Origin of the sequence: Paenibacillus zeirhizosphaerae (assembly GCF_030705605.1) — a bacterium.
GTDB classification, from domain to species: domain Bacteria; phylum Bacillota; class Bacilli; order Paenibacillales; family Paenibacillaceae; genus Paenibacillus; species Paenibacillus zeirhizosphaerae.
Genome location: NZ_JAPCKK010000016.1, coordinates 894,329 through 920,338, shown reverse-complemented (window position 1 = coordinate 920,338; position 26,010 = coordinate 894,329). Strand labels below are relative to the sequence as shown.

Below are 26,010 nucleotides of genomic sequence, written 5' to 3'. Positions count from 1 at the left end.
CACATGGCCCAGCCTTTCAGTACCGAGGATTTAAGCATATATTATGGAGCCTTTGAAGCTGTCAAAAAAATCAGCATGGAATTCCCAGCCGAAACGGTAACGGCCCTGATTGGTCCGTCAGGATGCGGGAAATCGACCTTTTTACGTTCGCTGAACCGGATGAATGATGAAATTGCAGGAGCCCATGCGACAGGTCATATCTGGATGGACGGCAAGGACCTGAACGACCCGAATACGGACGTGATCAAGCTCCGTCAGCAGATCGGCATGGTCTGGCAGAAGCCGAATCCGTTCTATAAATCAATCTATAACAATATTGCATTCGGACCTAGATACCGCGGCATCAAGAGGAAAAAGGAGCTTGATGAAATTGTGGAAACCAGCTTGCGCAAAGCAGCCTTGTGGGATGAGGTCAAGGACCGTCTGCATGGTTCGGCGCTTGCTCTGTCGGGTGGGCAGCAGCAGCGTCTGTGCATAGCCCGTGCGCTATCGGTCAATCCGAGTATTCTGCTGCTTGATGAACCGGCCTCTGCGCTCGACCCGGTGTCCACGGGCAAGATTGAAGAGCTGATTACCGAGCTTAAGAAAGAACTGCGTATTGTCATCGTTACCCATAACATGCAGCAGGCGGCTCGTATTTCTGATTACACTGCTTATTTTTATGTAGGTAATCTGATTGAGCATGGTAATACGAAAGATATTTTCACTAACCCGACCAATGAGCTAACCCAGGAATATATTATGGGCCGTTTCGGCTAAATGATAAGGCCGCCTTTCGAGGCAGGCCTTTTTTTGTTCCTGAACCTGAAATGTGGTTTAATGGAGTAAGGTCATTTTATTTTAAGACTGAGCTCAGAAGACAGGAGAGAAGCACTACATGATCAGAGAGAAGCAGGAAGAAGGGCATGGTTGGTCTGCCATTCAGTTCCGCGTGCGTTATCCGGAATGCGATCAGATGGGTGTTGTTTACCATGCCAATTACTTGAATTGGTTCGAGATTGGGCGTACCGAAATGATTCGCGAGTCCGGCTTTACTTACCGGAGCATGGAGGAGCAGGGACTGCTGCTGCCGGTCATTGATGTAAGCCTGAAGTATCATAAACCCGCCAAGTATGATGACTTGGTGACCGTATATACACAACTTACTGAATTATCAAGAATGCGCCTGAGTTTTGCTTATGAGATCAGATGTGTGGCTGTCGATCAACAGGAGATGTCACGGATTCAAGGTGATCTACTCGTCACCGGTGCAACGCATCATGTGTGGCTGAACCGCGATTGGAAGCCGGCCAGACTTGATAAAGCCCTTCCTGAAGTGTATCAATCGCTGCAGAGTCTGGTTGCGGACAGAAAGGAGTAAAGCATGCGCAGGCCTTACTGGTTTTTATTATTATTAATTCCCGTTGTAGAGCTGTATGGTTTTCTGTGGGTAAGTGAACGAATTGGTGCAGGAAAGACGATATTATTGATTATTTTTACCTCCATCATCGGACTTGCCATGCTGCAGTTTGAAGGACGCAAGGTCGTTGCTGATGCCAAGCTCCAAATGAACAAAGGGCAAATGCCAGGCAGTAAAATGCTGGATGGACTATGTGTTTTCCTCGGAGGCAGTATGCTGGTTCTTCCGGGTTTTATCACCGATATCATCGGCTTTAGTTTGATCTTCCCGCTCACACGGCCTATTTACAGGAAGCTGTTGTTCAAATGGGTGGAGAAAAAGATGAAAAACGGCAGCATTACGTTCAGGCGGTTTTGACGTAATGCCGCCGTTTTTTGTTGCTTCATCGGTGGTGGAGGATGCTACCTTATTCTGCCGGCGAGAATGTAATTGCGCAGATCACGCAGCACGTTGGCACGATTGAACGCATCCAGCACGACGAGGGAGACGGGGCCAATAATAAGTCCCAGTACGCCAAACAGCTTAAGCCCAACGAACATGCCGATCAGGGTGGCAAGCGGATCAAGTCCGACACTGCTGGCCAGTACCTTAGGCTCGGTGATTTGGCGTGCAATGAGGATGATAGTGTAAAGAATGGAGAGTCCGATCCCAAGCGTTAAATCATCCGACATAAACGCATAAAGGGCCCATGGAATCATGATGATGCCTACGCCAAGGTAAGGCAGCAAGTCGACAAGCCCGATCACCAGTCCGATCGTAAAGGCGGAATCCACCCGCAAAATGATGAGCCCAATGATGACAATGACCGTGGTTATGGAAATCATGATAAATTGTGCCTGCAAATAGCCGAATAGAGCTTTGCGCAGGTCTCTCCAAATGTCGGCCATGGGTTTACGCAGATTGACCGGGACAAGGCCGGAGAAGGTTCTTCCATGCCGTTCCCAGTTTTTGCTGATGAAAAAAGCAGCCAGCACAATGACCATCAGGACGGCCCCCATATTCGGCAGAGCGGTCAGAAAATTCAGAATCCCGTTGAAAAAGCGATTAACCAGATCGGTAACGGCGCTGCTGACGCTTTGTGTCGTTTTATCAATATTGTTATTGATGGTCTGTTGATAATCAGGATTTTCGCGGATGAACTTATTAATTTCCAGGACAATATTTTGAATGACATCGCTCTGTGTCCAGGCTACAAACAGATTTTTGAAATTTTCAATGTGAATATCAAAGGTTTTCGTCAGCTTAATAAGTTCCTTCACTAAGCGTGTGACCGCAGCGGACAGCACCAGCAGGATGGCCCCGAGGTAGACGAACAGCGACAGGGTAACTGCCAGCCAGTGGGGGAGCTTGGCCTTTTTTTGAAGAAACAGCACGAGCGGATTCATCACGTAAGCCACCAGCCACGCCAGCAGGAACGGATACATGAGCGGGAAGAGCCAGTATACGACCAGAATGAACAAAACGATAACAATGGCGACCCATAGAGCGCGTGAAATACGTTTTAGTATAAGTCGGTTCACCTTCTACTTCTCCTTTTTGTTTGTAATTCATTACCCCCCGCCAGGTTGCTTCAATCTTTCTTATGTCGTCTGGGAAATACCGAATCATGGAAGTATATTTGTATGCAAGCCATGAGGAGAATATGGTACAAACTTAGAAAAACTATGAAATGAAAGGGGTTTCAAAAAATGTTTATAGGAGTGATAAAATATTTGAATGCAGCAGATTAGCTTATCGATGTTCACATAACCGACAAAATCCAGTATAGTGATAGGAGATAAAAATTATTGACATAAGACGTTAACATTTTAAGGCTTCCCCATTTCATCTTTAGTTTTGAAACTGTTTTCATTTTGCAAGTCCTTTACAAAGCTTTTAGACAAAGGAGAGATGTAATATGACAGCGACTAAAGGTCTGGAGGGAATCGTTGCCACGACTTCTTCCATTAGCTCGATTGTAGACGGCGTCCTCACTTACCGTGGCTATAATATTGATGATTTGGCCGTTAACGCTTCTTTTGAAGAAGTTGCTTACTTGCTGTGGTTTGGTAAGCTGCCGAGTTCGTCCCAGTTAAGCGAACTGCAGGCGCAACTGAGCAGATATGCCCCGATTCCCGATGAGCTCATCTCGCAAATGAAGCTGTATCCTAAAGACATGAACACCATGGCAGCGCTCCGTTCCGCAGTGTCGGCTCTGGCCCTTTTTGACAACCAAGCGGACGATATGTCTCGTGAAGCCAATGAAATCAAAACAATGAAGCTGCAGGCCCAGCTACCTACCATTGTAGCGGCGATTTCCCGTCTACGTGACGGATTAGAACCGGTGCAGCCAAAAGAAGGCGCTTCCATCGCAGAAAACTTCCTTTATATGATGGACGGGAAGGCGCCGTCTGAAACGGCTGTCAAAGCTATGGACCAGGCGCTGGTGCTTCATGCGGACCATGAGCTGAACGCTTCAACGTTTGCTGCCCGTGTTACCGTGGCTACCTTATCGGATATTTACTCCGGCATCACATCCGCTGTAGGAGCGCTCAAGGGGCCACTGCACGGAGGAGCCAACGAAGCGGTCGCCAAAATGCTGGACGAGATTGGTTCACTTGATAACGTGGAGCCATTCATCCAGCAGAAGCTTGCCAACCGCGATAAAATTATGGGCTTCGGGCATCGGGTGTATAAAAATGGCGATCCGCGTGCAAAGCATCTGCAAAAGATGTCACGCGAGCTCGGCGAACGGAATGGGGATACGAAGCTGTATGACATGTCTGTTCGTATTGAGGAGCTTGTCACTTCCCAGAAAGGTCTGAAGCCGAATGTGGACTTCTATTCCGCATCCGTCTACACTCAGCTCGGTATCAAACGTGAGCTGTTCACGCCGATCTTTGCCGTTAGCCGCGTATCGGGATGGACCGCGCATATTCTGGAGCAATATGAAGATAACCGGATCATCCGGCCTCGTGCGGAATACACTGGGCCGACGAATCAGAAATACGTTTCCCCTGAACTGCGGTGACATCCTAGGAAAATCATGTACAATAGAAAAGCAGGGGGAGCAAGTGGCAATGATAGAAATCACCCTTTCTCCCCTCCATGCCGGCAGTTCCATTGGCCAGGCAGGGACGAACCATTAACCATACAAGGAGGAACTGGAACTCATGAAATTGGAAAAGTTTGATCTCCCTACAGAAGGCGAAAAAATCACAATCGATAACGGAAAACTGCAGGTGCCTAATAATCCGGTCATCCCATTCATTGAAGGTGACGGTACAGGCCGCGATATCTGGAAAGCTTCCAAGCGGGTACTTGACGCTGCTGTAGAGAAAGCATACGGCGGTTCGAAGAAAATCGCGTGGTATGAGGTGTTTGCGGGAGAGAAGGCTTTCAATACATACGAGGAATGGCTTCCGAACGATACGCTCGAAGCGATCCGCGAATACATCGTAGCGATCAAAGGCCCTCTTACTACTCCGATCGGCGGCGGTATCCGTTCTCTGAACGTTGCTTTGCGTCAGGAGCTGGATTTGTATGTCTGCCTTCGTCCGGTGCGCTATTTCGACGGTGTTCCTTCTCCAGTTAAACGTCCTGACTTGGTGGATATGGTTATTTTCCGTGAAAATACGGAGGATATCTATGCCGGCATCGAATATCAGGAAGGCTCTGAGGAAGTGAAGAAGGTCATTCAATTCCTGCAGGAGCAAATGGGAGCCAATAAAATCCGCTTCCCGGAAACATCAGGCATCGGGATCAAGCCGGTTTCCTCCGAAGGCTCCAAGCGTCTGGTACGTGCGGCTGTGGAGTATGCCATCAAGCATAACCGCAAGAGTGTAACGCTTGTCCATAAAGGTAATATCATGAAATTTACCGAAGGTGCATTCAAAAACTGGGGTTATGAAGTGGCTGAGCAGGAATTTGGCGATAAAGTATTCACTTGGGCCCAGTACGACATCATCAAGGAAAAAGACGGCACCGATGCGGCTAACGCAGCTCAGAAGGCGGCTGAAGATGCAGGTAAAATCATCATCAAGGATGCTATTGCCGACATCGCCCTGCAGCAGGTATTAACACGTCCGGCTGAATTTGATGTCATCGCTACGCTGAACCTGAACGGTGATTATCTGTCTGATGCGCTGGCTGCGCAGGTAGGCGGGATCGGTATCGCTCCAGGCGCCAACATCAACTATGTGACAGGTCATGCTATTTTTGAAGCAACGCATGGAACAGCTCCGAAGTATGCGGACCAGGATGTTGTGAATCCAGGCTCCGTAATTCTCTCAGGCGTTATGATGCTTGAGCATCTCGGCTGGCAGGAAGCTGCTGACCTCATTTACAAAGGCATGGAAACTTCGATTAATAATAAAACGGTTACGTATGACTTTGCCCGTCTGATGGAAGGGGCCACGCAGGTAAAATGCTCTGAGTTTGCCGACCAAATCATCAGCAATATGTAGGAGGTGTACCGTGGCCATCAAACGTAACAAAATTACTGTTGTCGGGGCCGGTTTTACCGGTGCAACGACCGCATTGATGCTTGCGCAAAAAGAACTGGGCGATGTCGTCCTGGTAGATATCCCGCAACTGGAGAACCCGACGAAGGGCAAAGCTCTGGACATGCTGGAAGCCAGCCCCGTGCAAGGGTTTGACAGCAATATTGTCGGAACCTCCGATTATGCGGACACGGCCGGTTCGGATATTGTCATCATCACCGCCGGTGTTGCCCGTAAACCAGGCATGAGCCGCGACGATCTTGTCAATACCAATGCAGGCATTGTGAAATCGGTATGCGAGAACGTGAAGAATCACTGTCCGGACGCCATTGTCATCATTCTTAGCAATCCTGTTGACGCGATGACCTACACGGCGTATCAGACACTCGGCTTCCCCAAGAGCCGGGTGATCGGTCAATCTGGTGTGCTCGATACGGCACGTTACTGCACGTTCATCGCACAGGAGCTTAATGTTTCGGTAGAGGATGTGCGAGGCTTTGTATTAGGTGGCCACGGTGACGATATGGTGCCCCTTGTCCGTTATTCCAGCGTTGGCGGCATTCCTATCGATACGCTGATTCCGGCAGATCGTATTGAAGCCATTGTGCAGCGCACACGCGTCGGTGGTGGAGAGATCGTCAACCTGCTGGGCAACGGCAGTGCATATTATGCGCCGGCAGCGTCCCTTGTGCAGATGACCGAAGCGATTCTGAAGGACAAAAAGCGGATTATTCCGGTGATCGCTTATTTGGAAGGCGAGTACGGATACGAGGATCTATTCCTCGGCGTACCGGCCCTTCTGGGCGGCAGCGGTATCGAGAAGGTGTTCGAGCTTGAGCTGACTGCGGAAGAAAAAGCAGCGCTCGATAAATCGGCCGAATCCGTGCGTAATGTGATTAAAGTCGTTTCATTATAATCAAATGGGAACGTTATATAGCAGGAATCCTCTCTATTTGGGAGGATTCTTTTTTTGCAGATTGAGATTCATGCTTTCTTCCCGGTATAATAGTATACGTTTGAGGTTAATAGAGCGTGAGACCTTACATATCAACGAAACGAATTAATAGTGGGAGGTTATTTTATGGTGGTATATTTGCTGCATATGATCGGGGCTGTGGCCATGGGGTTTTATTTGCTGCTGCCTTTAGTGGTCGGAAAGCTCGATAGCTTGTCTGCGCCGGCACAGGAAGGAGCTGTCAGCACCGTGCGGACGCTGAACCGGTTTGCGCAGTATGCGCTGATTATCCAACTGCTGACTGGCGGGTATATGCTGATGGGAGGAGACTATTCGCTGGCATGGATGATCATCGTAATTCTGCTGCTCCTGATTATTGCCGCTCTGGGCGGAATGATGGGCAAGCCGCTGCGTCTTGCGATAGAGGGCCTTAGCAAAGGAAATGACATTTCCGCCCAGAAGGCCAAGCTCAGAACCTTCAGCGCTCTGCTTGCTATCAGTGTGCTGCTGATGCTGTTCTTCATGGTATACAACGGGATCGTTTAATGTCTTGGGAGAGCCGCATAGTTTTGGGATAGGATGATAAGGGTATTCGAAAGTTACATGTTTGAGTGAAAAGAGCGAGATAGCGGTGGTCAGTTTCCCACTAGCACTCGCTCTTTTTATGTTGTGGCGAGATTTTCGGTCATAACGATAGACGTTTTTCTTATATAGGGAGGGAGATGCACGCAGCAGCGGAGAGAACAAAGCGATTTCGGAAAAACGAAACGTTCGCCTTTGGCCCGGAGGGTCAACAGCGATTGCAGGAATGCTTCGTTCTTGGAGCGTCTCCGTACAGCATAAAGTGGGAGCTCCAGATCAACGTGTTTAAGTCCGGCCGGAGTGTGGTAAAAGTACAGTGTCGCGAGGTGTTAATCTAAACAGTTATGTGCATCCTATGGGAAGATTTCATCATTCTGGCTTTACGAAAGGAGAATGAAGCATGTCCACACAGCCAAGCAATCAACAGACATTGCCACCACAGCACCAGAACCAGCGTCCAGGGATTGAATCCCAAATGACTCCGCAACCGGAGTTCGAGACGCCGGCCTATAAACCTGCTGGAAAATTGACCGGTAAGGTAGCTCTTATTACGGGGGGTGACAGCGGGATTGGCCGTGCGGTAGCTGTAACCTATGCAAAAGAAGGCGCAGATGTAGCCATTGTGTACTTGAGCGAACATAGTGACGCAGAGGAGACCAAGCGTCAGGTCGAGCAGGAGGGACGCAAATGCGTGCTGATTGCTGGTGATATAGGTGACGAGCAATTTGCTAAGAAAGTTGTGCAAGAAACGGTGGAGAATTTGGGGAAATTGGATATCTTGGTGAACAACGCCGCCGAACAGCATCCGCAGCAGTCCATTGAAGACATTACTGCCGAGCAACTGGAGCGGACGTTCCGAACTAACATTTTCGGGATGTTTTTCCTTACAAAGGCTGCCATGCCTTTACTGAAGCAGGGCAGCACAATTATCAATACAACCTCGATCACAGCATACAGAGGCAGCCCGCAATTGCTTGATTACTCATCGACTAAAGGGGCCATTACCGCCTTTACCCGCTCGTTGTCCATGAATTTGGCCGAGAAGGGAATCCGTGTTAATGCGGTTGCACCGGGACCGATCTGGACTCCGCTTATTCCATCAACCTTTGATGCGAAGCAGGTAAGCCAGTTCGGAGCTACACAGCCGATGAAGCGTCCTGGGCAGCCCGAAGAACTGGCTCCGGCTTATGTGTATCTGGCCTCATCGGATTCCTCCTATGTCAGCGGTCAGGTCATTCACGTTAACGGCGGAGAGGTAGTAAACGGATGATTCACTAAGGAATCAGGTTATGTTGAAGGTGAACTAAACTCAATAATGAAGGACCGTTTCTCTAAGCGATCAGACAGAGGACGGTCCTTCATTATGTTCTATGACGAAAAAATAGATCAAATTTTACACTCCGTTAATGGTGCAGTATGGAAGGGGGCTAGCCATTACGGTAAAATAGGCTTTAAAAAACGCACGTACCATGCTGCTGAGGGAGAGCTTATGAAATCATTTCGTTTTCGATTGACCGCCATTATCTTGACGCTGATCGCTATTTCTGTGATTGCGGCAGGCCTGACGATGGGACAAATCTTCAAAGAATCGCATATCCGAGCGTTGGAGGAAAATATGGCCCGGGAAATAAACCTCTTACGCAGCACTTTTGACTTTCATAGCATAAGCAGTGAATCAACCGAGCAATATACGGCTTATTATACGGAAAAGGCGAAGGAACTATCAGACGTGATCAATTCCCGCATCACTTTCATCAATAAGGAAGGAACCGTCATAGGAGATTCGGAAATGGATGTCCGTAAAATGGACAATCATGCGCTGCGGGATGAAATCCGGCAGGCCGAAGAAGATGGCGTCGGCAGTGCTATTCGTTACAGCGACACCTTGAAACAGAATATGTTATATGTGGCAGAGCCGGTAAAATCGGAAAGCGGGTTTGACGGATACATACGTGTTTCTATGAGTCTGCAGGCTGTTGATGAAGGCATGCACCGTGCCTGGATGGCGATGATTATTGGGCTGGTGCTGCTGTTTCTGATTGCTTCCGTGATTAGCTACCGTATCGCCAGCAATCTGACCTCACCGCTGGAGCATATTACGAAGGTAGCCAATCGCATCTCCAAACTTGATTATGATGCCAGGGTTGCGCTGCAGCGCAATGACGAGGTGGGACAACTGGCTGCTGCCATTAACGGTATGGCCGACAGCTTGCAGATGCAGATGAAAACGATCCGTGATAACGAGGATTTGCTGCAGCGGGTCATGAGCAATATGACAGGCGGCATTCTGATGATTGATGCCAACGGCAAGATTGCGCTGGTGAACCGTGAGACGGAACGAATGCTTGGGATCAGCAGCAGTCGAGTAACGGGTAAACCCTACTATGAGCTTAAGCAGCATTATGAGCTGACCAAGCTGGTCGAGAACAGTATACAGAACCGAGAACGGATGCACGAGGAGGTTAGCGTGTTCAATCCGGGGGAACATCTCATACTGCTGGACGGTGTTCCGATGCAGGATGAAGCCAGCTACCGCGGCATGCTTTTTCTGCTACAGGACGTTACCGCGATCCGCCGGCTGGAGAATATGCGCAGCGAGTTTGTAGCCAACGTGTCTCATGAGTTAAAAACACCGATTGCGGCGGTAAAAGGCTTTGCTGAAACGCTGCTTGGAGGTGGAGTGAAGGATGAGGAGACAGCCCGGTCGTTTCTGCAGATCATTTACGATGAGAGTGAACGTCTGAACCGGTTGATCGGAGATATCCTTGAGCTTTCTAAAATCGAATCCAAACGTTCCCCGCTGGAATGCGAGCCTGTTCATCTGTCCTCATTCTTCGATATGCTTAACGGCACGCTGGCCAGAGTAGCGGAGAAGAAGCACATCAGTCTGCAAATGGATGTTCCCGAGGAACTGTTCATTGAAGCGGACGAGGACAAGCTGAAGCAAATATTCCTGAATCTGATCTCCAACGGGATCAACTACACCCAGGAAGGCGGCATCGTAAAGCTGAAGGTGAAGGCTCTGCTGCAGGATGGTGAGCCGGAGAGAGTGGTGTTTAGCGTCATCGATACCGGTATCGGCATTCCGAAGAAGGATTTGCCGCGTATTTTTGAAAGATTTTATCGTGTGGATAAAGGAAGATCCCGCAACTCGGGCGGAACCGGACTGGGGCTGTCGATCGTCAAGCATCTGGTTGAGCTTCATCACGGAACTGTCACAGTGGATAGTGAGCTGGGTCTGGGCACGACGTTTAAGGTTGAACTGCCGCTGCTGCAGCAGGATGAGGATCAATCCTGACGTTTTTTACACGCCGTTAACAATGCCGTGATAAAATAAGGTTCGAGTCAGACATACATGCGTTATTGCATTCATTCAAATCAATGTGTAACGGGAGATGGGGGTTACTATCATGGCACAACGTCTGTTGGTTATCGAAGACGAGCCTACACTGGCCAGGCTGCTTTCTTACAATCTGATACAGGAAGGTTATGAGGTGGAGGCGGAGGATCACGGGACCGCCGGATTTGAGAAAGCCTCAAGAGAATCCTTTGATTTAATTTTGCTGGATTTGATGCTGCCTGGCATGAACGGCCTTGACATTCTGAACAAACTCCGCGCGCAAGGGTTGGCGACACCCATCATTATTCTGACCGCCAAAAACGGGGAAGCTGAAGTGGTGCAGGGACTAAAATCCGGAGCGGATGATTATATTACCAAGCCTTTTGGAGTATCCGAGCTGCTCGCCCGTGTGGATGCCGTACTGCGTCGCTCGCTGGGCGGAGATGAAGGCGTGCTTCCCGATCAGAATGACGCTTCCAGAATCGTACTGGGTGAGCTGGAGATTTATCCTGAAAAATATGAGGTTATTCTGGGCGGACAGTCGATCAGCCTCAGACCGAAGGAATTCGAGGTGCTTCTGTACCTGGCCAGAAAGCCTGGGGTTGTGCTGACGAGAGACGATCTGATGAATGCCGTATGGGGCTTTGATTATATCGGTGGGCAGCGAACGGTGGATGTTCATGTCAGCTCATTACGCAAGAAGCTTGAGTTGGAGCCGGAATCCGTCCATATCGACTCCATTCGCGGTGTTGGCTACAAATTAGTGGTAAACAGAAAAAGAAGTCCCCAACATTTAGTATAAATGATTGGGGCTTTTTTCTGCAGTTAAGTATCGAGTTGGATTTTTGACGGAAGTTTTGCGTCTGTTTTACAAACTATATACACAATCCTCCCTTGTAGTTTACCAAATGCGTTTATGATGGTTCTATAGACCTATAGAGTGAGCCGAATATAACCGGTATTTAGACAAAGGGGAATTTAATCATGATCATGGCACCGGAGTTGGAAACGCCGCAGCAGATAATGCAGACGACACAGACGGACGACACTTCGCTCGGCGATCACACCGGACAAGTAGAGGAGAACAGGCTTACGGGGCGGCTTATTGAATATGCAGTCTGCCGTTCTGTTCCCGCTATCGGAATGGAAGTTTCCTGCTTGGCTTTGTTGGACATACTTAGGGGGAATGCGGCGGCTCCCTGTGTTGTTATTGCCCGTGATGGAGGAGACATTGCCGGCATTATTATGAGGGAAGGGTTTAACCGCCATTTGGCGGGAAGGTTTGCAGCCGCGCTGTATTATGAGAAGCCTGCGGCCATGTTCGCGGATCCGGATACACTGATTGTCGATGCTGGCGATCCCGCTGTGGAGGTATTGAATAGGGCGATGCTGCGGCCAGATGAGAAATTCTATGACTGCGTAGTGGTCATGGACGAGGGACGTCTCCTTGGTGTATTAACCTTAAGGGATTTAATGGAGCTGTCCCGGCGGCTGCAGAAGGAAGCGGACGATAGAAGCGGAGTGGCAGTGGAGAAGAGTTGTAGCGGGGTTGTCAGAATCGGGGACAATGCGCTGCAGATGGCGCAGGAAGCAGCAGAGAGCGTAGATCTTATGCAGGAAATGAGCGGGCTGGCCGAAGCGGGCAGAAGACGGCTTAACGAAGTCCTGTCTTCCTATCGATTGATCGTGGAACAGATGCAGCTTCATTTTGAACAGACCGGGGTTCTTGAGCAGCACATCGATTCCATTTCAGGTATGGCCTCTTCCATACGCAGCCTCGCTGATCAGAGCGGACTGCTTGCCCTCAATGCATCCATCGAAGCGGCCCATGCCGGCGAGCATGGAAAAGGATTTCAGATTGTGGCAGGCGAGGTCCGCAAGCTCGCTCAACAGACACGTCAATTTTCAGAGGATATCTCCTCGCTTCTGGGTGAAATCGGGTTGCTGATTGGAGAGACTGTGGCACATACACAGTCAAGCCTTCGGCAAATTGAATACGGTGCGGGGCACATTGATGCAGGCAGCGAAGCCTTCTCCAAGCTCATGCTTAAAATGGAGACCGTCAGCCAGCGCAGCCAAGGGCTATCGCGGATGGCAGAAGGTGCGGCTGTAGCAGCCGTGCTCGTTTCCAATGAGCTGGGAACCATGCGCTCTCGGTCTTCTGCAGAGGAAATGGCCAATCATTAAATTTTACATTGCGTTTACAAACATAAAGTACTTCATTTACATACCTCGTTTATACTTTTTTCATATTGCCTGTAGGTAGGTATTGGAACAGTGCAGGCATGGAAATCCAGATCTGCAGGTGAAGGAGATCAAATCCCATGACAGAAACCGCAATTCAATTAAATGAGGCAGTAATACGCATAGAAAATTTGAATTTGTATTACGAATCATTTCATGCGCTCAAAAATATAAATCTTGATATCTCCGACAAAACAGTAACCGCATTTATCGGTCCATCAGGCTGCGGGAAATCCACGTTGCTGCGAACGCTGAACCGGATGAATGATATGATTCCCGGCACCAGGGTGGAGGGGAAAGTACAGCTAGGCGATTCGGACATTTACGGCAGCGGTATGGAGGTAGAGACGCTCCGTAAAAGGATCGGCATGGTGTTCCAGCAGCCCAACCCTTTCCCAAAATCCATTTACGACAATGTGGCCTATGGACCGAGATTGCATGGCATTCGCGATAAGGCGCGGCTGGACGAGCTGGTTGAGCAGAGCCTTCGCCATGCCGCTTTGTGGGATGAAGTTAAGGATTTCGTAAGACGTTCTGCGCTCAGCCTGTCCGGCGGACAGCAGCAGCGTCTGTGCATTGCGAGGGCGCTCGCGGTGCAACCGGAAATTTTGCTGATGGACGAAGCGACCTCCGCGCTTGATCCGATCTCCACAGCCAAGATCGAGGAGCTTGTCGTGGAGCTGAAAGACCGGTATACCATCGTTATGGTAACGCACAATATGCATCAGGCGGCCCGTGTTTCCGGCAAAACGGTATTCTTCCTGAATGGCGAAGTGATTGAGGCTGCGCCTACCGAAACATTATTTTCCACACCGCAAGATTCTCGTACGGAAGATTACATTTCCGGCCGGTTCGGCTGACGAAGCACAAGGGGAGGGCATCTGCAGATGATCCGCAGAAAAGAATTTGATGAAGGGCTTGAAGAGCTTCGCGTCCAGTTGCGCCAAATGGGGCAGCATGTATCCGAGGCGCTGGACCGTGCTATCATTAGTCTGAAGACCAATGACACGGAGCTTGCCCAGGAAATTGTAAAAAATGACGTTGCTCTTAACCAGATGGAGGAGAACATCCTCGATATGGGATCAAGTCTCATCATTAAGCAGCAGCCGGTAGCAAAGGATTTAAGACGAATCATCGTTGCTTTCAAAATTTCGACCGACCTGGAGCGGATGGGGGATCTGGCGCTGGATGTAGCCAAGGTTACCTTGCGGATGGAAGGTCAGCAGTTGATCAAGCCTCTGGTTGACATCCCACAGATGGCCGAAATCGTGAAGGGCATGATCGATGATGCCATTACCTCCTACTTGGACGAGAACACGGACCTTGCTTACAAAATGGCTCAGCAGGATGATAAAGTTGACGCATTATACAGCAAGATGATCACTGAACTCTATTCCTTTATGATGGATAGTCCTTCCCAGGCTTCTCAGGCTATGCTCCTTCTGCTTGTCGGACGATACATTGAACGGATTGGCGATCATGCGACGAACATTGGGGAGAGCACGGTCTACCTGGTAACAGGCCATCGGCCGGACCTTAATCAGTAATTAATGTTGAATAAAACGGTTATTTTGCGATCAGCGGAAGGTTGATGAAATCGATCCCTGGTGCAGGATAACCGTTTTTTATTTTTGGGCCTTGAATTTTACGACTGGAGGATTTTTTTCTGGATAGAGGAGGATTATGTTAAGATAGAATAAGTAAATGTGTATGATGAACATGCGAGGTGCTGGAATGGACAAACTCATGCTTATAGATGGAAACAGTATTATATACAGGGCGTTCTTCGCTATGCCACCACTCACGAATTCAAGCGGGCAGCAGACCAATGCGGTCTACGGCTTTACGACAATGCTGCTGCGGCTGTTGGAAGAGCATAAACCTACGCATGTTATGGTGGCTTTTGACGCAGGGAAGGTGACGTTCCGCCATGAAGGCTATCAGGAGTATAAGGGCGGACGCGAGAAAACGCCGCCTGAACTGTCCCAGCAGTTTCCTCTGCTGAAGGAGCTGCTGCAGGCGTTCGGTATCGCTCAGTTTGAGCTTGAGGGTTATGAAGCGGATGATATTATCGGAACCTTGACGAAGCAGGCGGACGAGTCGGAACGCGCCGTGATGGTCGTCACGGGGGATAAGGATATGCTGCAGCTTGCTTCCGATCATGTAACGGTCGGTTTGACGCGGAAAGGGGTTACAGAGGTTGAGGTATACAGTCCTGCCGAGATTCAGGAGCGTTACGGGCTGAATCCGGAACAGATCATCGATCTCAAGGGGCTGATGGGCGACGCCTCAGATAACATTCCCGGTATCCCGGGAGTTGGGGAGAAAACGGCTCTTAAACTGCTGCACCAATACGGTTCGGTTGAAGAGGTGCTTGCCCATACGGATGACATGAAAGGCAAAATGAAGGAGCGTATTGTAACGCACGCCGAAGATGCCCGCATGAGTAAAAAGCTGGCCACAATATATCGTGAAGTTCCTTTGGATAAGACGTGGGATGACATCGCGTTCAGCGGCCTTCGAACAGAGACAGCAGGTGCCGCACTGGCGAAGCTGGAATTCAAGTCGCTGCTTGAGCGTCTGTCCTTGTCTGCTGAAAGCGGTATTACAGCCATTGCGGAGGCGGCTGCGGATGTGCTGGTCGTCCGCGAAGAAAATCTGGAGGAGCTGGAGAGAGCGCTGGATGCCATCGAGGTCGTTCATATCGAAACCCATGGAGACAACCCTCACCAAGCGCAGGTGATCGCGCTAGTGTTCGGAGCTCCGGATCGTCAGTATTTCGTCCCGTTTGAACTCATGAACCTGGATGCGGCCGCCTCTATCCGTTCCTGGCTGTCCAGTCCACAGTGTAAAAAAAGCGGCTATGATCTGCACCGGGCGGATCTGGCTTTGCATTGGCACGGTATTGAGTTCGAAGGTGCCGAATTTGACGTCCAGTTGGCAGGCTATTTGCTTGATCCGACGGATGCCAATCAAACACTAACCGCGCTGGCGGCCAAGTACGGTCTGCCGTCCATTCGTCCGGATGAGGAGATTTTCGGTAAAGGAGCCAAGTACAAGGTGCCTGGGGAGGATGTTCTGGCGGATCATCTAGCGCGCAAGGCGGCTGTTGTTCAGGAACTGATCCCTGCACAGCAGAAGCAGTTGGAAGAAAACGGTATGAAAGAGCTGTTCTTCGAACTGGAAATGCTGCTCTCGCGCATTCTGGCGGATATGGAAAAACAGGGAATCCGGGTCAATATAGATGAGCTTAAAGCGCTGGGCAAGGAATTTGAAGAGCAGATTACGAGGCTTGTTAAGGAAATCTATGTTATCGCGGGCGTGGAGTTTAATCTGAACTCGCCCAAGCAGCTTGGCGAAATTTTGTTTGATAAGCTGGGTCTGCCTATTGTCAAGAAGACCAAAACCGGCTACTCCACTGATGCGGAGGTGTTGGAGAAGCTGGCACCATACCATGATATTGTCCAGAATATTTTACAATATCGCCAGATTGCGAAGCTGCAGTCTACCTATGTGGAAGGTCTCTTAAAGGAAAGATCGGACAAAACAGGCCGGGTGCATACCTATTTCCGCCAGACTGTAGCGGCTACAGGACGGCTTAGCAGCCAATTCCCGAACCTGCAGAATATTCCGATCCGTCTGGAAGAAGGAAGAAAGCTCCGTAAAGTATTCGTTCCTTCCGAGTCAGGCTGGTTGATTCTGGCGGCTGACTATTCCCAGATTGAGCTCCGCGTATTGGCGCATATCTCCGATGATGAGCGGCTCAAGGAAGCGTTCCTGAATGACATGGACATTCATACCAAGACGGCCTCAGATGTATTCGGTGTTTCGCCGGAAGCGGTGGATGCCAATATGAGACGCTCCGCGAAGGCTGTCAATTTCGGCATTGTTTACGGCATTAGTGATTACGGTCTCTCCCAAAACCTGAACATTACGCGGAAGGAAGCCGCAAGGTTCATCGATCAATATTTTGATGTGTTCCAAGGTGTCCGCCGTTACATGGACGAGATCGTAAAGGATGCGAAGCGTGACGGTTATGTCACAACACTGCTGGAACGCAGACGATATCTGCCTGATATCAATGCAAGCAACTTCAACCTCCGTTCCTTCGCCGAGCGGACAGCCATGAATACACCGATTCAGGGAACCGCGGCCGATATTATCAAGCTGGCCATGGTGCATATGGATACAGTGATGCGCGAGCGCAAGCTGCGCAGCCGCATGCTGCTGCAGGTTCATGATGAACTTGTATTCGAGGTGCCTGAGGATGAGCTGGAGATCATGAAAGAGCTGGTTCCGGCTACGATGGAAGCGGCGCTGAAGCTGTCCGTTCCGCTGAAAGCGGAGGTAAGCTACGGCAGCAACTGGTATGAAGCGAAATAAAGCAAATGGACTGCTTCATGCCATACAGGCGGTTCATCCGTTATAATAAAGCATGAGGTGAAGTCAACATGCCGGAATTGCCGGAAGTAGAAACAGTCAAAAGAACGTTAAACGAGCTTATTGTAGGTAAACAAATCGAGCAAGTAACAGTCCGTCTGCCGCGTATCATACAACGGCCTGACGATATACACGCGTTTGCGATGGAGCTTGCCGGACATCATGTGACTGGTGTAGAGCGCCGGGGCAAATTTTTGCGTATTTTGCTGGATGGCCTTGTATTGGTGTCCCATTTGCGAATGGAAGGTCGTTATGGCCTCTATGACAGGGGCGAGCCGGTAGAGAAGCATACGCATGTCATTTTTCATTTTACGGATGGGACTGAACTGAGATACAAAGATGTCAGACAGTTTGGAACGATGCATTTATTTAATTCCGGCGAAGATCTGATTTCAGCGCCGTTGTACAAGCTGGGCATAGAGCCTCTTGATGAGGCATTTACCGCAGAGGCGCTCCGTGATGCCGTGGGAAGCAGAGCGACTTCCATCAAAGCTGCGCTGCTGAATCAGGCATATATCGTCGGGATCGGGAATATATATGTAGATGAGTCGTTATTCCGTGCCAGTATTCATCCTGCTCAAGCGGCCAAGTCGCTCAGCATGGATCAAATCTCCCGGCTGCATAGGGCTATTGTGGACACGTTGTCCGAATCCGTAGCCGCCGGGGGCTCTTCTGTCAAATCTTATGTGAACGGACAGGGGCAATCCGGTTCCTTTCAGCATCAGCTGCAAATATACGGCCGGAAAGCAGAGCCGTGTATTCGCTGCGGAACGGCGGTAGAAAAGACCGTGGTTGCAGGACGAGGGACCCATTACTGCCCTTCCTGCCAGCCTGTGCCGACAATGTAGCATGCACTTCCCCTATATCCACCCCATATACTATCCCTGAGATATGAGGCGTGATGCCGGCCCGAACGGCCTGGCTCCGTCACAGGGAGGGATTCGGGATGGATTATGCATGGTTATCTCTGCTGCTGCTTTCCTTTGCATTAAGTCTGGACAGCTTTGGCGTAGGGATTACATACGGTTTGAGGAAGATGAGGATCCCGCTGGGATCTATCGTGGTCATTTCTCTTTGTTCCGGCCTGATTATTATGGTGTCTATGCAGGCTGGAACGCTGTTGATGCAATTTTTATCGCCTACATTCGCTTCACTGCTCGGCGCAGTCATTCTGATCGGCATCGGCTGCTGGTCGCTGCTTCATCCGGGACATAGCAAGGCTGATAAGGAAGAGGTTCAGAAACCTCTTCTGCGTGAGCAGGAGCCGGCCAGCGCAGATGCTGATAGAAATGTAAAGATGCTGTTCTCAGTGGAACTGCGTAAGATCGGGCTTGTCATTCACATTCTGCGTAGCCCGTCGGCAGCCGATACGGACCAGTCCGGCAGCATTTCGGCCAAAGAAGCGGTCTGGCTTGGAATCGCCTTATCCCTGGATGCCTTTGGAGCCGGATTGGGGGCGGCGATGTTGGGATTTAACCCGCTGCTTACGGCGGCAGCGATTGCATTATTCAGCGGTCTATTTTTAATCGCGGGCATGAAGGCGGGATTTCGTTTGTCGGCTTTCCGCTTTATGAGGGTATTCGGCCTACTGCCTGCATTGCTTTTAATTATTATGGGTATGATGAAATTGTTATAGCCGAAAGCGGGTGAATACATGATTATCGGTTTAACCGGTGGTATTGCCACCGGGAAGAGCACGGTATCAGCGCTGCTGGCAGCCAAGGGAGCGCTGATCGTTGATGCCGATGCTATTGCCCGGGAGGTCATGCTTCCGGGGCACCCTGTTTTGGAAGCCGTTGTCCATCATTTTGGGCAAGGTGTATTACATGGCGATGGTACGCTGCACCGCAAGAAGCTGGGGGAGATTGTATTTGCTAATCCCGCAGAGCGAGAAGCCTTGAATGAAATTACACATCCGGCTATTCGGCAGGAGATGATACGCCGGATGAATGCTTACGAGGCGGAGTTTCCGGACAAGCTGATCATTGTGGATATTCCGCTGCTATATGAATCCAGGCTGGACAACCTTTTTCACAAAGTAATGGTCGTTTATGTGCAGCCAGAGGTGCAGTTGGAGAGACTGATGAAGCGGGATGGACTTACAGCGGAGCAAGCCAGGCAGAGGCTGAATGCGCAGTTGCCGATTGAGGAGAAGAAGCGTCTAGCGGATATCGTCGTGGATAACAGCCGTGATGTGGCTTTTACGGAACGGCAGTTGAATGAGTTGTTGGAGCGGAAGGAATTTTCATGAGGATTTTGCGTAAAAAGAGAGTTTTACTCGTTTTGTTCGTTGCTTTTGTGCTTTTTTTATTCCTTAACTCCAACTGGATGTCCTGGTTCTATCCGATTCACTACAAGGATGAAATTAGGGAGCATGCTCAGACGTATGACGTGGATCCGTTCCTGATTGCCTCCATTATCCGCGTGGAGACCAATTACCAGACAAGCACGGAGTCGCGCAGAGGAGCGCTGGGTTTGATGCAGTTGATGCCGGACACGGCGAAGTGGATCATGGATACAACCAAGGTCTCTAAGGTCTCTCTGGAGCTGATAAGGGATGAGCCTGATATGAACATTAAGCTGGGCACGTGGTATGTACACAGGCTGGGTGAGCAGTTTCAGGACAACCCGGTGGCTATGATTGCCGCTTATAACGCAGGCCCCGGGAAGGTTAACGAATGGATTCGGGAAGGGGTTTGGGACGGCAGGGAACAGACGATCAAACAGATTCCATTCGGTGAAACAAGGCATTATGTTCAGCGGGTAATCCATTATTACAGACAGTACACTAAAATATACAGCCAGTTTTAACAGGTGCAGCACTTTTCTAAGAGGAAAGCGGGACAAGCCATTTGACCTGTCCCGCCGCTTTAAGTGGTTAAGAATTAACGAAATTGACCGGCCAGTTGCTGCTCAGCGATTGTCACCAAGCGTTTTGTGATGTAACCACCGATCGAACCGTTCTCGTAAGAAGTCATGTTACCTTGGTAACCGTCTTGTGGAATAGAGATACCAAGTTCTTGAGCAACCTCGTATTTAAGTTGTTCCAATGCTCCAGTAGCTTGTTTTACAACCAGGTTGTTGGAGTTGTTGTTACCTTGTCCCATTGCTGTTCACCTCCTCTGAGTTGGTACACGTATTATGTGTAGATAGACAGATTTTATTACTGCTGTTAGCAGGGAAGTTATTGGTAAAAGGAAGTGAGCGAGTTTTTATGAAATGTCCATTCTGCGGCTACGCTGGAACCAAAGTGCTGGATTCCAGACCAGCGAATGAGAATAGATCCATCCGGCGCCGCCGGGAATGTGAGCAATGCAGCCGGCGGTTCACCACCTTCGAAATGGTGGAGGAAACACCGTTGATGGTCATCAAGAAGGACGGCAGCCGCGAGGAATTCAGCCGTGACAAAATATTGCGCGGTTTGATCCGGGCCTGCGAGAAGCGGCCGGTATCCGTTGAGCATCTGGAGCGGATCGTCTCCCAGGTGGAGAATGCACTGCGCAACACCGCAGCCGCCGAGGTAGAAAGCCGCGATATTGGCGAACTGGTCATGGAGCAGTTGTACCCGGTGGATGAGGTAGCCTACGTTCGTTTTGCCTCGGTGTACCGCCAATTTAAGGATATCAACATGTTCATGAAGGAACTGAAAACACTGCTTTCCAAGGACACGGCCGACGAATAAACGTCGGCCTCAGGCGGTGAAAAAGTATTGACACCACGCTCTGAATTTTATATGATATAGAAGTCGACGCGAATGGATGACGAGTAAAATATGTGGGGCCTTAGCTCAGCTGGGAGAGCGCATCGCTGGCAGCGATGAGGTCAGGGGTTCGATCCCCCTAGGCTCCATAACATAAAGTCGATCCGCTGGATCGGCTTTTTATTTTTGGATGGGGGAGTTACCCGAAGGTTCGCCCGATCGCAGGAAGTGAAGAGGAAGCTTCTAGGGGATGCATCAAACGGACGTGCACGGCATCTGAACCTACCGCTAAAGGGTCTCAGCGAATGAATTTCGGAGCCATTCAATCAAAGATTCGGACATCTGATCACGGAAAAGTGAGCTTGTGCGAATTATACTCCCCTAGGCTTATATTCAAGCGTGTACGTAAGCGCTCCTCCTCAGGTTTTTGTACGAAAAGTCGCACAAAAGAGAGTGCGTCAGCACCCAGTCCTAGGATTTTGTATGAAGAACCGTACAAAAGAGAGCATGTAAGCGTTCCTCCTCAGGATTTTGTATGAAAAGTCATACAAAAGAGAGTGCGTAAGCGGCCCAGTCCTAGGATTTTGTACGAAATATCGTTCAAAGTTGCTGCTTTTGGATCGAGTCCTTGCAAACATGGGTGTGATTGGATTAAGATATAGATAATTATTGTGGCGAAGCACGCCTCGATCATCCTTTCAGAACGAAGGGAGGTCGAGGTTTTTTTGTTTTTCGGGAAAGGGTGAGAGGATTGAGTTTCGAGATCGAACATGAAAAGTGGATAAACAAACATTTGTCGAGTCGTCAAGGGGAACGAAAAGATGCGCTGAAAAGAGGGCATGGGTATGGGAACCGCATGTTTGCAGAAAAAATATGGTGGACTTTACTGGGACATTTTACGGGTTTGCATCCGGAATATGAGGTGAAAGACTGGCGGGGACGGTCGTATTTCCTGGACTTCATCTGGATCTTGGGCGGTCTTCGTTTCATATTTGAAATCATGGATTATGGTTCGCATGGCAAAGATCGTTCGAAATATCGATTGGATCTGAATCGAGGGTTGTTCCTACAATCACAAGAATTCCACGTGATCGCCATTTCATTAGATGAGATGAAAGAAAATCCATCGTTTGTGCTGGCTATGGTGCGGAGCATTTTAGCCCCTTATCTTTCGGCAATCCAAGACGGGAGCGAAGCAGTCTACCGAAAGTTTGGAAAAATCGAGCGCCAGTTGATGCGTCTGGCCATTCGGCACGATCGTATCGTTTGTCCGTCACAGGCCGCGAAAGAACTGGAGATTCACAAGCAAACCGTTATCAAGTATTGCCGCGAATTGGTGGAACAAGGCAAGTTTCGTGCAATCCCGACGGGTACTACCGGCAAAATATATCGTTACGAGTACATCGGATCGATTCAAAGTCCCGATCTATTATGAATATAGAAGCTGACGAGAGGGAGTCCATGGTGTCAATCTTTCGTTCCAAGGGGCTCAGTTCTATTTTGTATTAACGGAAAGATTGTTTTCTTCACGTGTATCTGCTGGATCGATATAACTTCGGTCGGGTTATGCGGGACAACCTCTGTAGCTAATGGTCATCGATGAGAGAGCACTACTTAATTAAAGATTCGGATATCTATTTAAACAACCGATCGATCCTATCATGGGCAGAATCGGTTATTTTCATTTTTAGGGCGGAAAAAGATGGAGGAGAACATATAAACTTAACGAATCAGTTGTTGTATTTCAAGTCAGTTGCCTCGAATCTTGTGCCACATGGTCACCATATCGATCCAGCCGCGCTGCTCGATGATTTTTCCGTTGCTTACCCGAAATTCGCGGAATTGAGTCGTCGTTACAGTTTTGCCTGTAGGAGCGTCGTGTTTATACAAAACTCTTTTTATTACGTTTAGATTTTACCACAAAGAAGGAGATAAATCGGTTAATGCTTTGAATCCTTTATCGTTAGGATGAAGATGATCAGCGAAATTCATAGGTGGAAACAGCTGCTCGGGATGCTGCGGATCAGCTAGCACGCCGTTAAAGGAGATTGTACAATATCTATTAAGCCCCTAATCAAGTCGGAGAGAATTTAGGATACAAATTGGAAGAGGAGGCTGGGATAATGAGGAAACGGAGAAATGTGTCCAAATAATTCCAATACAAAGTGGCGCAGCAAGCGTTAAGCGGCGCTAAAGTAGGGATTCTCGCGAAAGAATGCGATGTATCACCGCAGAGCATTCGAAATTGGGTGAAGGAGCTCCAATTCGCAGAACTGGAAGAGAATTATAACCAGACGCTAAGAGCATTAGGCGAGAAAGAAATGGAGAATAAAATGCTGCGTGAACTTGTAGGAAGGTGAGTCCTGCCTTGATGACAACCCCACGTCGCCCAGATGTTTATTGAGTAGGGGAGTCAGGAGCTGCCTTGGGTAAGGGATGCCTCTCTGTAATCTATTATGACCGCCAAAGCATCCCTCCCAAGCGGCAAGCCTGGATACGGATGTTTTCCTCCGTAGAGGTCGTCCTATGACGAAATCATACACATGGTCGTAAGAAATCGTCTGTAATGAGCAGATGAAGGAACGATTGATGTAACTCGTGTCTGGAAAGGAATACGGCTGCGAAAAACGGTCTCTCGCATTGTTTTGGAGCGGACCAACACAATAGGGGGCCTCTCGATATGAATTATGCTCATTCCAAGCGCGACTCTCTCACCCAAGAACTGCTCCCCAAGTCAGAATGGCACCGGCTCGATGAGCATCTCGAAGATACTGCAGAGAACGCAGCCGAGTTCGCTGGTTATTTCGGTTGTTCCAGTATCGGGCGAATACTAGGTTATAGCCATGACTACGGTAAGCTAAAACCTGATTTCCAGATGAGATTGAACGGTGCGCTAGCGCCTGTCGACCACAAGACGGCAGGTACTTTACTGGTACATCAGTACTATCCTTTTCCTTACGGGCTAATGATGGCTTATGCCGTATATGGGCACCATGGCGGTTTGCCCAATCATATCTCTGTCGGAACTCAGGTAGGACTTGAGCAGGTGTTGAAACAGGAGTTCCAGATTATCGCCGGTGTTCTTCCTCATCTCCCCAAGCTTGAGTTACCTCCAGCCCTGATAACAGCCAACAGTCCCGGAATGTCACTTTCTCTATGGATTCGCATGTTGTACTCCGCATTAATTGATTCAGATTATCTTGATGCGGAACGATACTTTCAGCCTTTAAAAACCGAACTTCGCAACAAATTTCCTTCTCTCTTAGAACTACATATTCCTTTTTATCCTAAGCTGCAAGAGTTGCTCAACAAACCTCAAAACAATAAAGTTGCGCGAGCAAGGCGTTCTGTACTTGAAAGCTGTTTGCTGGCAGCAACGGGACCTGCAGGCATGTATGCACTGACGGCTCCTACAGGAAGCGGGAAAACCTGGTCTTCGTTGGCGTTTGCTCTGAAGCATGCTGAAGAGCATTCCAAGATGCGGCGGATCATCGTAGCTTTGCCGTTCACCTCCATAATTGAACAAACAGCGGGACTTTTTCGGGGAGTATTCGGAGAAGAAGCTGTGCTGGAACATCATAGCAATGTGAGCTACCATTCGGATTCCGAAAGTGAATTTAATCCGAAACAGCTCGCCAGTGAGAACTGGGAAGCAAGCTTGATTGTGACTACGCATGTACAATTGTTGGAAAGTCTGTTCTCGGCGAAGCCTTCCAGGGCTCGCAAGCTGCATCGTCTGGCAGGCAGCATTATTATATTGGACGAAGCCCAAGCGATCCCCGCTAATTTACTGAAGCCTTCGCTGGCTGCATTGAAATGTCTTTGTGACCACTACGGGGTGACGGTATTGTTTTGTACCGCTACACAGCTGGCGTTCCAGCCTGAATGGCTGGGTGGGGTCACGCCAACCGACATTATTGGTGATCCGGAAGGATTATATTGTAAGCTTAACGAACGTGTAAAGGTAGAACCAATCGGTAAGAAAACAAACGCAGAGTTAGTTGAACGATTGAATCATCATCTGCGCGCATTGTGTATCGTGAATTCTAGGAAACAAGCGCTTGCTTTGTACGAGCAATTCCCGGAGAAGGAGGGGGTCTTTCATCTTAGTGGCCTCATGTGCCCCGAACATCGATCACAAAAGCTGCAAGATATCACGAACAGATTGAAACTGGAGGGGACAAGCTGCATCGTTATCTCAACAAGCTTGATTGAAGCGGGCGTAGATCTTGATTTTCCTGTTGTGTATCGGGAGATTGCGGGAGTCGATTCCATCGCACAGGCGGCTGGCCGGGCGAACCGGGAGGGTGGCTTGGAACTGGGGCATGTATTTATCTTCGAATCTGTCGATCATCCTCTTCGGGAGGGTTGGTTTAAGACGAGGGCTCAGATAACGCAAACGGTACTGAAGTTATATCCTAACCTTTTAGATCCTGAAGCGATCCACTATTATTTTGAATTGGCTCATGGGATGGGACGCAACCTGGATTCACATCACATACTTGAAGATCTAAATGCCGGGGCCACACAATGTTCATTTCAATTCCAAGAAATTTCCGAAAAATATAAATTAATTGAAACGGAGATGATTCCACTCGTAATTCCTTATGATTCTGATTGTGTTGAGTATTTGAATGAGATCAAAAACTCCTTGTATCCCGTCAGGTTCAGCCGCAAGCTTCAGCGATACACGGTTTCAATCTATCCGAATCAATTTGAACGTCTGGATAAGCTCAACAGAATTTGCACGCTTCATGGTGCGGTTCATTACCTGACTACAGAGAAAGAGGAAGTGGATGGACAAATATGGAATTCTTACAGTGAGGAGACTGGATTGCGCATTTATATAGAATAGAGAGGAGAAATTGT

Annotated in this window: 25 protein-coding genes and 1 tRNA gene; 23 read left to right on the top strand and 3 right to left on the bottom strand. The window is 49.1% G+C overall.

All coding sequences use genetic code 11. The features are described from left to right. Positions 1-3 precede the first annotated feature (3 nt). The 3 genes from pstB (OIN60_RS13965) (at position 4) to OIN60_RS13955 (ending at position 1,756) form a co-directional block, all read left to right on the top strand. On the top strand, positions 4-759 hold the full coding sequence (gene pstB / locus OIN60_RS13965; protein WP_305755450.1) for a phosphate ABC transporter ATP-binding protein PstB: 756 nt from the start codon (positions 4-6) through the stop codon (positions 757-759). 118 nt (positions 760-877) lie between these two features. Next, the gene (locus OIN60_RS13960; RefSeq protein WP_305755449.1) at positions 878-1,360 is read left to right on the top strand and encodes an acyl-CoA thioesterase; all 483 of its coding nucleotides are present in this window, start codon (positions 878-880) and stop codon (positions 1,358-1,360) included. Between the two features lie 3 nt (positions 1,361-1,363). Next, a complete protein-coding gene (locus OIN60_RS13955; RefSeq protein ID WP_305755448.1) occupies positions 1,364-1,756 on the top strand; it encodes an FxsA family protein in 393 nt (130 codons plus the stop codon). 44 nt (positions 1,757-1,800) lie between these two features. Here OIN60_RS13955 and ytvI read toward each other — a convergent pair whose 3' ends face one another. After that, positions 1,801-2,919: a sporulation integral membrane protein YtvI gene (gene ytvI / locus OIN60_RS13950; protein ID WP_305755447.1), complete on the bottom strand. Its 1,119-nt coding sequence runs from the start codon at positions 2,917-2,919 to the stop codon at positions 1,801-1,803. Positions 2,920-3,296: 377 nt separating this feature from the next. Here ytvI and citZ point away from each other — a divergent pair, with 377 nt between their 5' ends. The 15 genes from citZ (at position 3,297) to OIN60_RS13875 (ending at position 20,252) form a co-directional block, all read left to right on the top strand. Beyond that, positions 3,297-4,409: a citrate synthase gene (gene citZ / locus OIN60_RS13945; protein WP_305755446.1), complete on the top strand. Its 1,113-nt coding sequence runs from the start codon at positions 3,297-3,299 to the stop codon at positions 4,407-4,409. A 142-nt stretch (positions 4,410-4,551) separates the two neighbouring features. Beyond that, entirely contained in the window at positions 4,552-5,844 is a 1,293-nt protein-coding gene (gene icd / locus OIN60_RS13940; protein ID WP_305755445.1) for an NADP-dependent isocitrate dehydrogenase, read from the top strand. A 10-nt stretch (positions 5,845-5,854) separates the two neighbouring features. Next, positions 5,855-6,796, top strand: coding sequence for a malate dehydrogenase (gene mdh / locus OIN60_RS13935; protein ID WP_305755444.1), 942 nt, complete (start codon positions 5,855-5,857; stop codon positions 6,794-6,796). A gap of 165 nt (positions 6,797-6,961) precedes the next feature. After that, complete coding sequence (locus tag OIN60_RS13930; RefSeq protein WP_305755443.1) at positions 6,962-7,381, top strand: hypothetical protein; 420 nt, start codon at positions 6,962-6,964, stop codon at positions 7,379-7,381. Positions 7,382-7,817: 436 nt separating this feature from the next. Next, on the top strand, positions 7,818-8,687 hold the full coding sequence (locus OIN60_RS13925) for an SDR family oxidoreductase (protein WP_305755442.1): 870 nt from the start codon (positions 7,818-7,820) through the stop codon (positions 8,685-8,687). A gap of 219 nt (positions 8,688-8,906) precedes the next feature. Next, positions 8,907-10,715, top strand: coding sequence for a two-component system histidine kinase PnpS (gene pnpS, locus OIN60_RS13920; protein ID WP_305755441.1), 1,809 nt, complete (start codon positions 8,907-8,909; stop codon positions 10,713-10,715). A 112-nt stretch (positions 10,716-10,827) separates the two neighbouring features. After that, positions 10,828-11,559: a response regulator transcription factor gene (locus tag OIN60_RS13915; protein ID WP_305755440.1), complete on the top strand. Its 732-nt coding sequence runs from the start codon at positions 10,828-10,830 to the stop codon at positions 11,557-11,559. Between the two features lie 182 nt (positions 11,560-11,741). Next, the gene (locus OIN60_RS13910) at positions 11,742-12,944 is read left to right on the top strand and encodes a methyl-accepting chemotaxis protein (protein WP_305755439.1); all 1,203 of its coding nucleotides are present in this window, start codon (positions 11,742-11,744) and stop codon (positions 12,942-12,944) included. 137 nt (positions 12,945-13,081) lie between these two features. Further along, positions 13,082-13,861, top strand: coding sequence for a phosphate ABC transporter ATP-binding protein PstB (gene pstB / locus OIN60_RS13905; protein ID WP_305755438.1), 780 nt, complete (start codon positions 13,082-13,084; stop codon positions 13,859-13,861). Positions 13,862-13,888: 27 nt separating this feature from the next. Beyond that, positions 13,889-14,548: a phosphate signaling complex protein PhoU gene (gene phoU, locus OIN60_RS13900; RefSeq protein WP_305755437.1), complete on the top strand. Its 660-nt coding sequence runs from the start codon at positions 13,889-13,891 to the stop codon at positions 14,546-14,548. A 187-nt stretch (positions 14,549-14,735) separates the two neighbouring features. Next, complete coding sequence (gene polA, locus OIN60_RS13895; RefSeq protein WP_305755436.1) at positions 14,736-17,384, top strand: DNA polymerase I; 2,649 nt, start codon at positions 14,736-14,738, stop codon at positions 17,382-17,384. Between the two features lie 68 nt (positions 17,385-17,452). After that, positions 17,453-18,289 (top strand): DNA-formamidopyrimidine glycosylase, encoded by an 837-nt coding sequence (mutM, locus tag OIN60_RS13890; RefSeq protein ID WP_305755435.1) that lies wholly within the window; start codon positions 17,453-17,455, stop codon positions 18,287-18,289. Between the two features lie 98 nt (positions 18,290-18,387). After that, on the top strand, positions 18,388-19,077 hold the full coding sequence (ytaF, locus tag OIN60_RS13885; RefSeq protein WP_305755434.1) for a sporulation membrane protein YtaF: 690 nt from the start codon (positions 18,388-18,390) through the stop codon (positions 19,075-19,077). 18 nt (positions 19,078-19,095) lie between these two features. After that, entirely contained in the window at positions 19,096-19,692 is a 597-nt protein-coding gene (coaE, locus tag OIN60_RS13880) for a dephospho-CoA kinase (protein ID WP_305755433.1), read from the top strand. Further along, on the top strand, positions 19,689-20,252 hold the full coding sequence (locus OIN60_RS13875; RefSeq protein ID WP_305755432.1) for a lytic transglycosylase domain-containing protein: 564 nt from the start codon (positions 19,689-19,691) through the stop codon (positions 20,250-20,252). Before coaE ends, OIN60_RS13875 begins: the two co-directional genes overlap by 4 nt. A 74-nt stretch (positions 20,253-20,326) precedes the next feature. Here the strand turns inward: OIN60_RS13875 and OIN60_RS13870 are convergent, their stop codons facing one another. Continuing rightward, positions 20,327-20,548, bottom strand: coding sequence for an alpha/beta-type small acid-soluble spore protein (locus OIN60_RS13870; protein WP_305755431.1), 222 nt, complete (start codon positions 20,546-20,548; stop codon positions 20,327-20,329). 107 nt (positions 20,549-20,655) lie between these two features. Between OIN60_RS13870 and nrdR the strand changes: the two genes are divergently transcribed. The 3 genes from nrdR to OIN60_RS13855 all read left to right on the top strand — a co-directional run bounded on the left by nrdR (position 20,656) and on the right by OIN60_RS13855 (position 22,576). Then, complete coding sequence (gene nrdR / locus OIN60_RS13865; protein WP_305755430.1) at positions 20,656-21,123, top strand: transcriptional regulator NrdR; 468 nt, start codon at positions 20,656-20,658, stop codon at positions 21,121-21,123. Between the two features lie 94 nt (positions 21,124-21,217). Then, positions 21,218-21,290, top strand: a tRNA-Ala gene (locus OIN60_RS13860). Between the two features lie 593 nt (positions 21,291-21,883). Further along, positions 21,884-22,576, top strand: coding sequence for a putative endonuclease domain-containing protein (locus OIN60_RS13855; RefSeq protein WP_305755429.1), 693 nt, complete (start codon positions 21,884-21,886; stop codon positions 22,574-22,576). A 314-nt stretch (positions 22,577-22,890) separates the two neighbouring features. Here the strand turns inward: OIN60_RS13855 and OIN60_RS13850 are convergent, their stop codons facing one another. Then, the gene (locus OIN60_RS13850; RefSeq protein ID WP_305755428.1) at positions 22,891-23,031 is read right to left on the bottom strand and encodes an ester cyclase; all 141 of its coding nucleotides are present in this window, start codon (positions 23,029-23,031) and stop codon (positions 22,891-22,893) included. Between the two features lie 275 nt (positions 23,032-23,306). Between OIN60_RS13850 and OIN60_RS22645 the strand changes: the two genes are divergently transcribed. Further along, the gene (locus OIN60_RS22645) at positions 23,307-23,501 is read left to right on the top strand and encodes a transposase (RefSeq protein WP_370872488.1); all 195 of its coding nucleotides are present in this window, start codon (positions 23,307-23,309) and stop codon (positions 23,499-23,501) included. A 320-nt stretch (positions 23,502-23,821) separates the two neighbouring features. Then, positions 23,822-25,996 (top strand): CRISPR-associated helicase Cas3', encoded by a 2,175-nt coding sequence (cas3, locus tag OIN60_RS13845; RefSeq protein ID WP_305755427.1) that lies wholly within the window; start codon positions 23,822-23,824, stop codon positions 25,994-25,996. Positions 25,997-26,010: the final 14 nt, after the last annotated feature.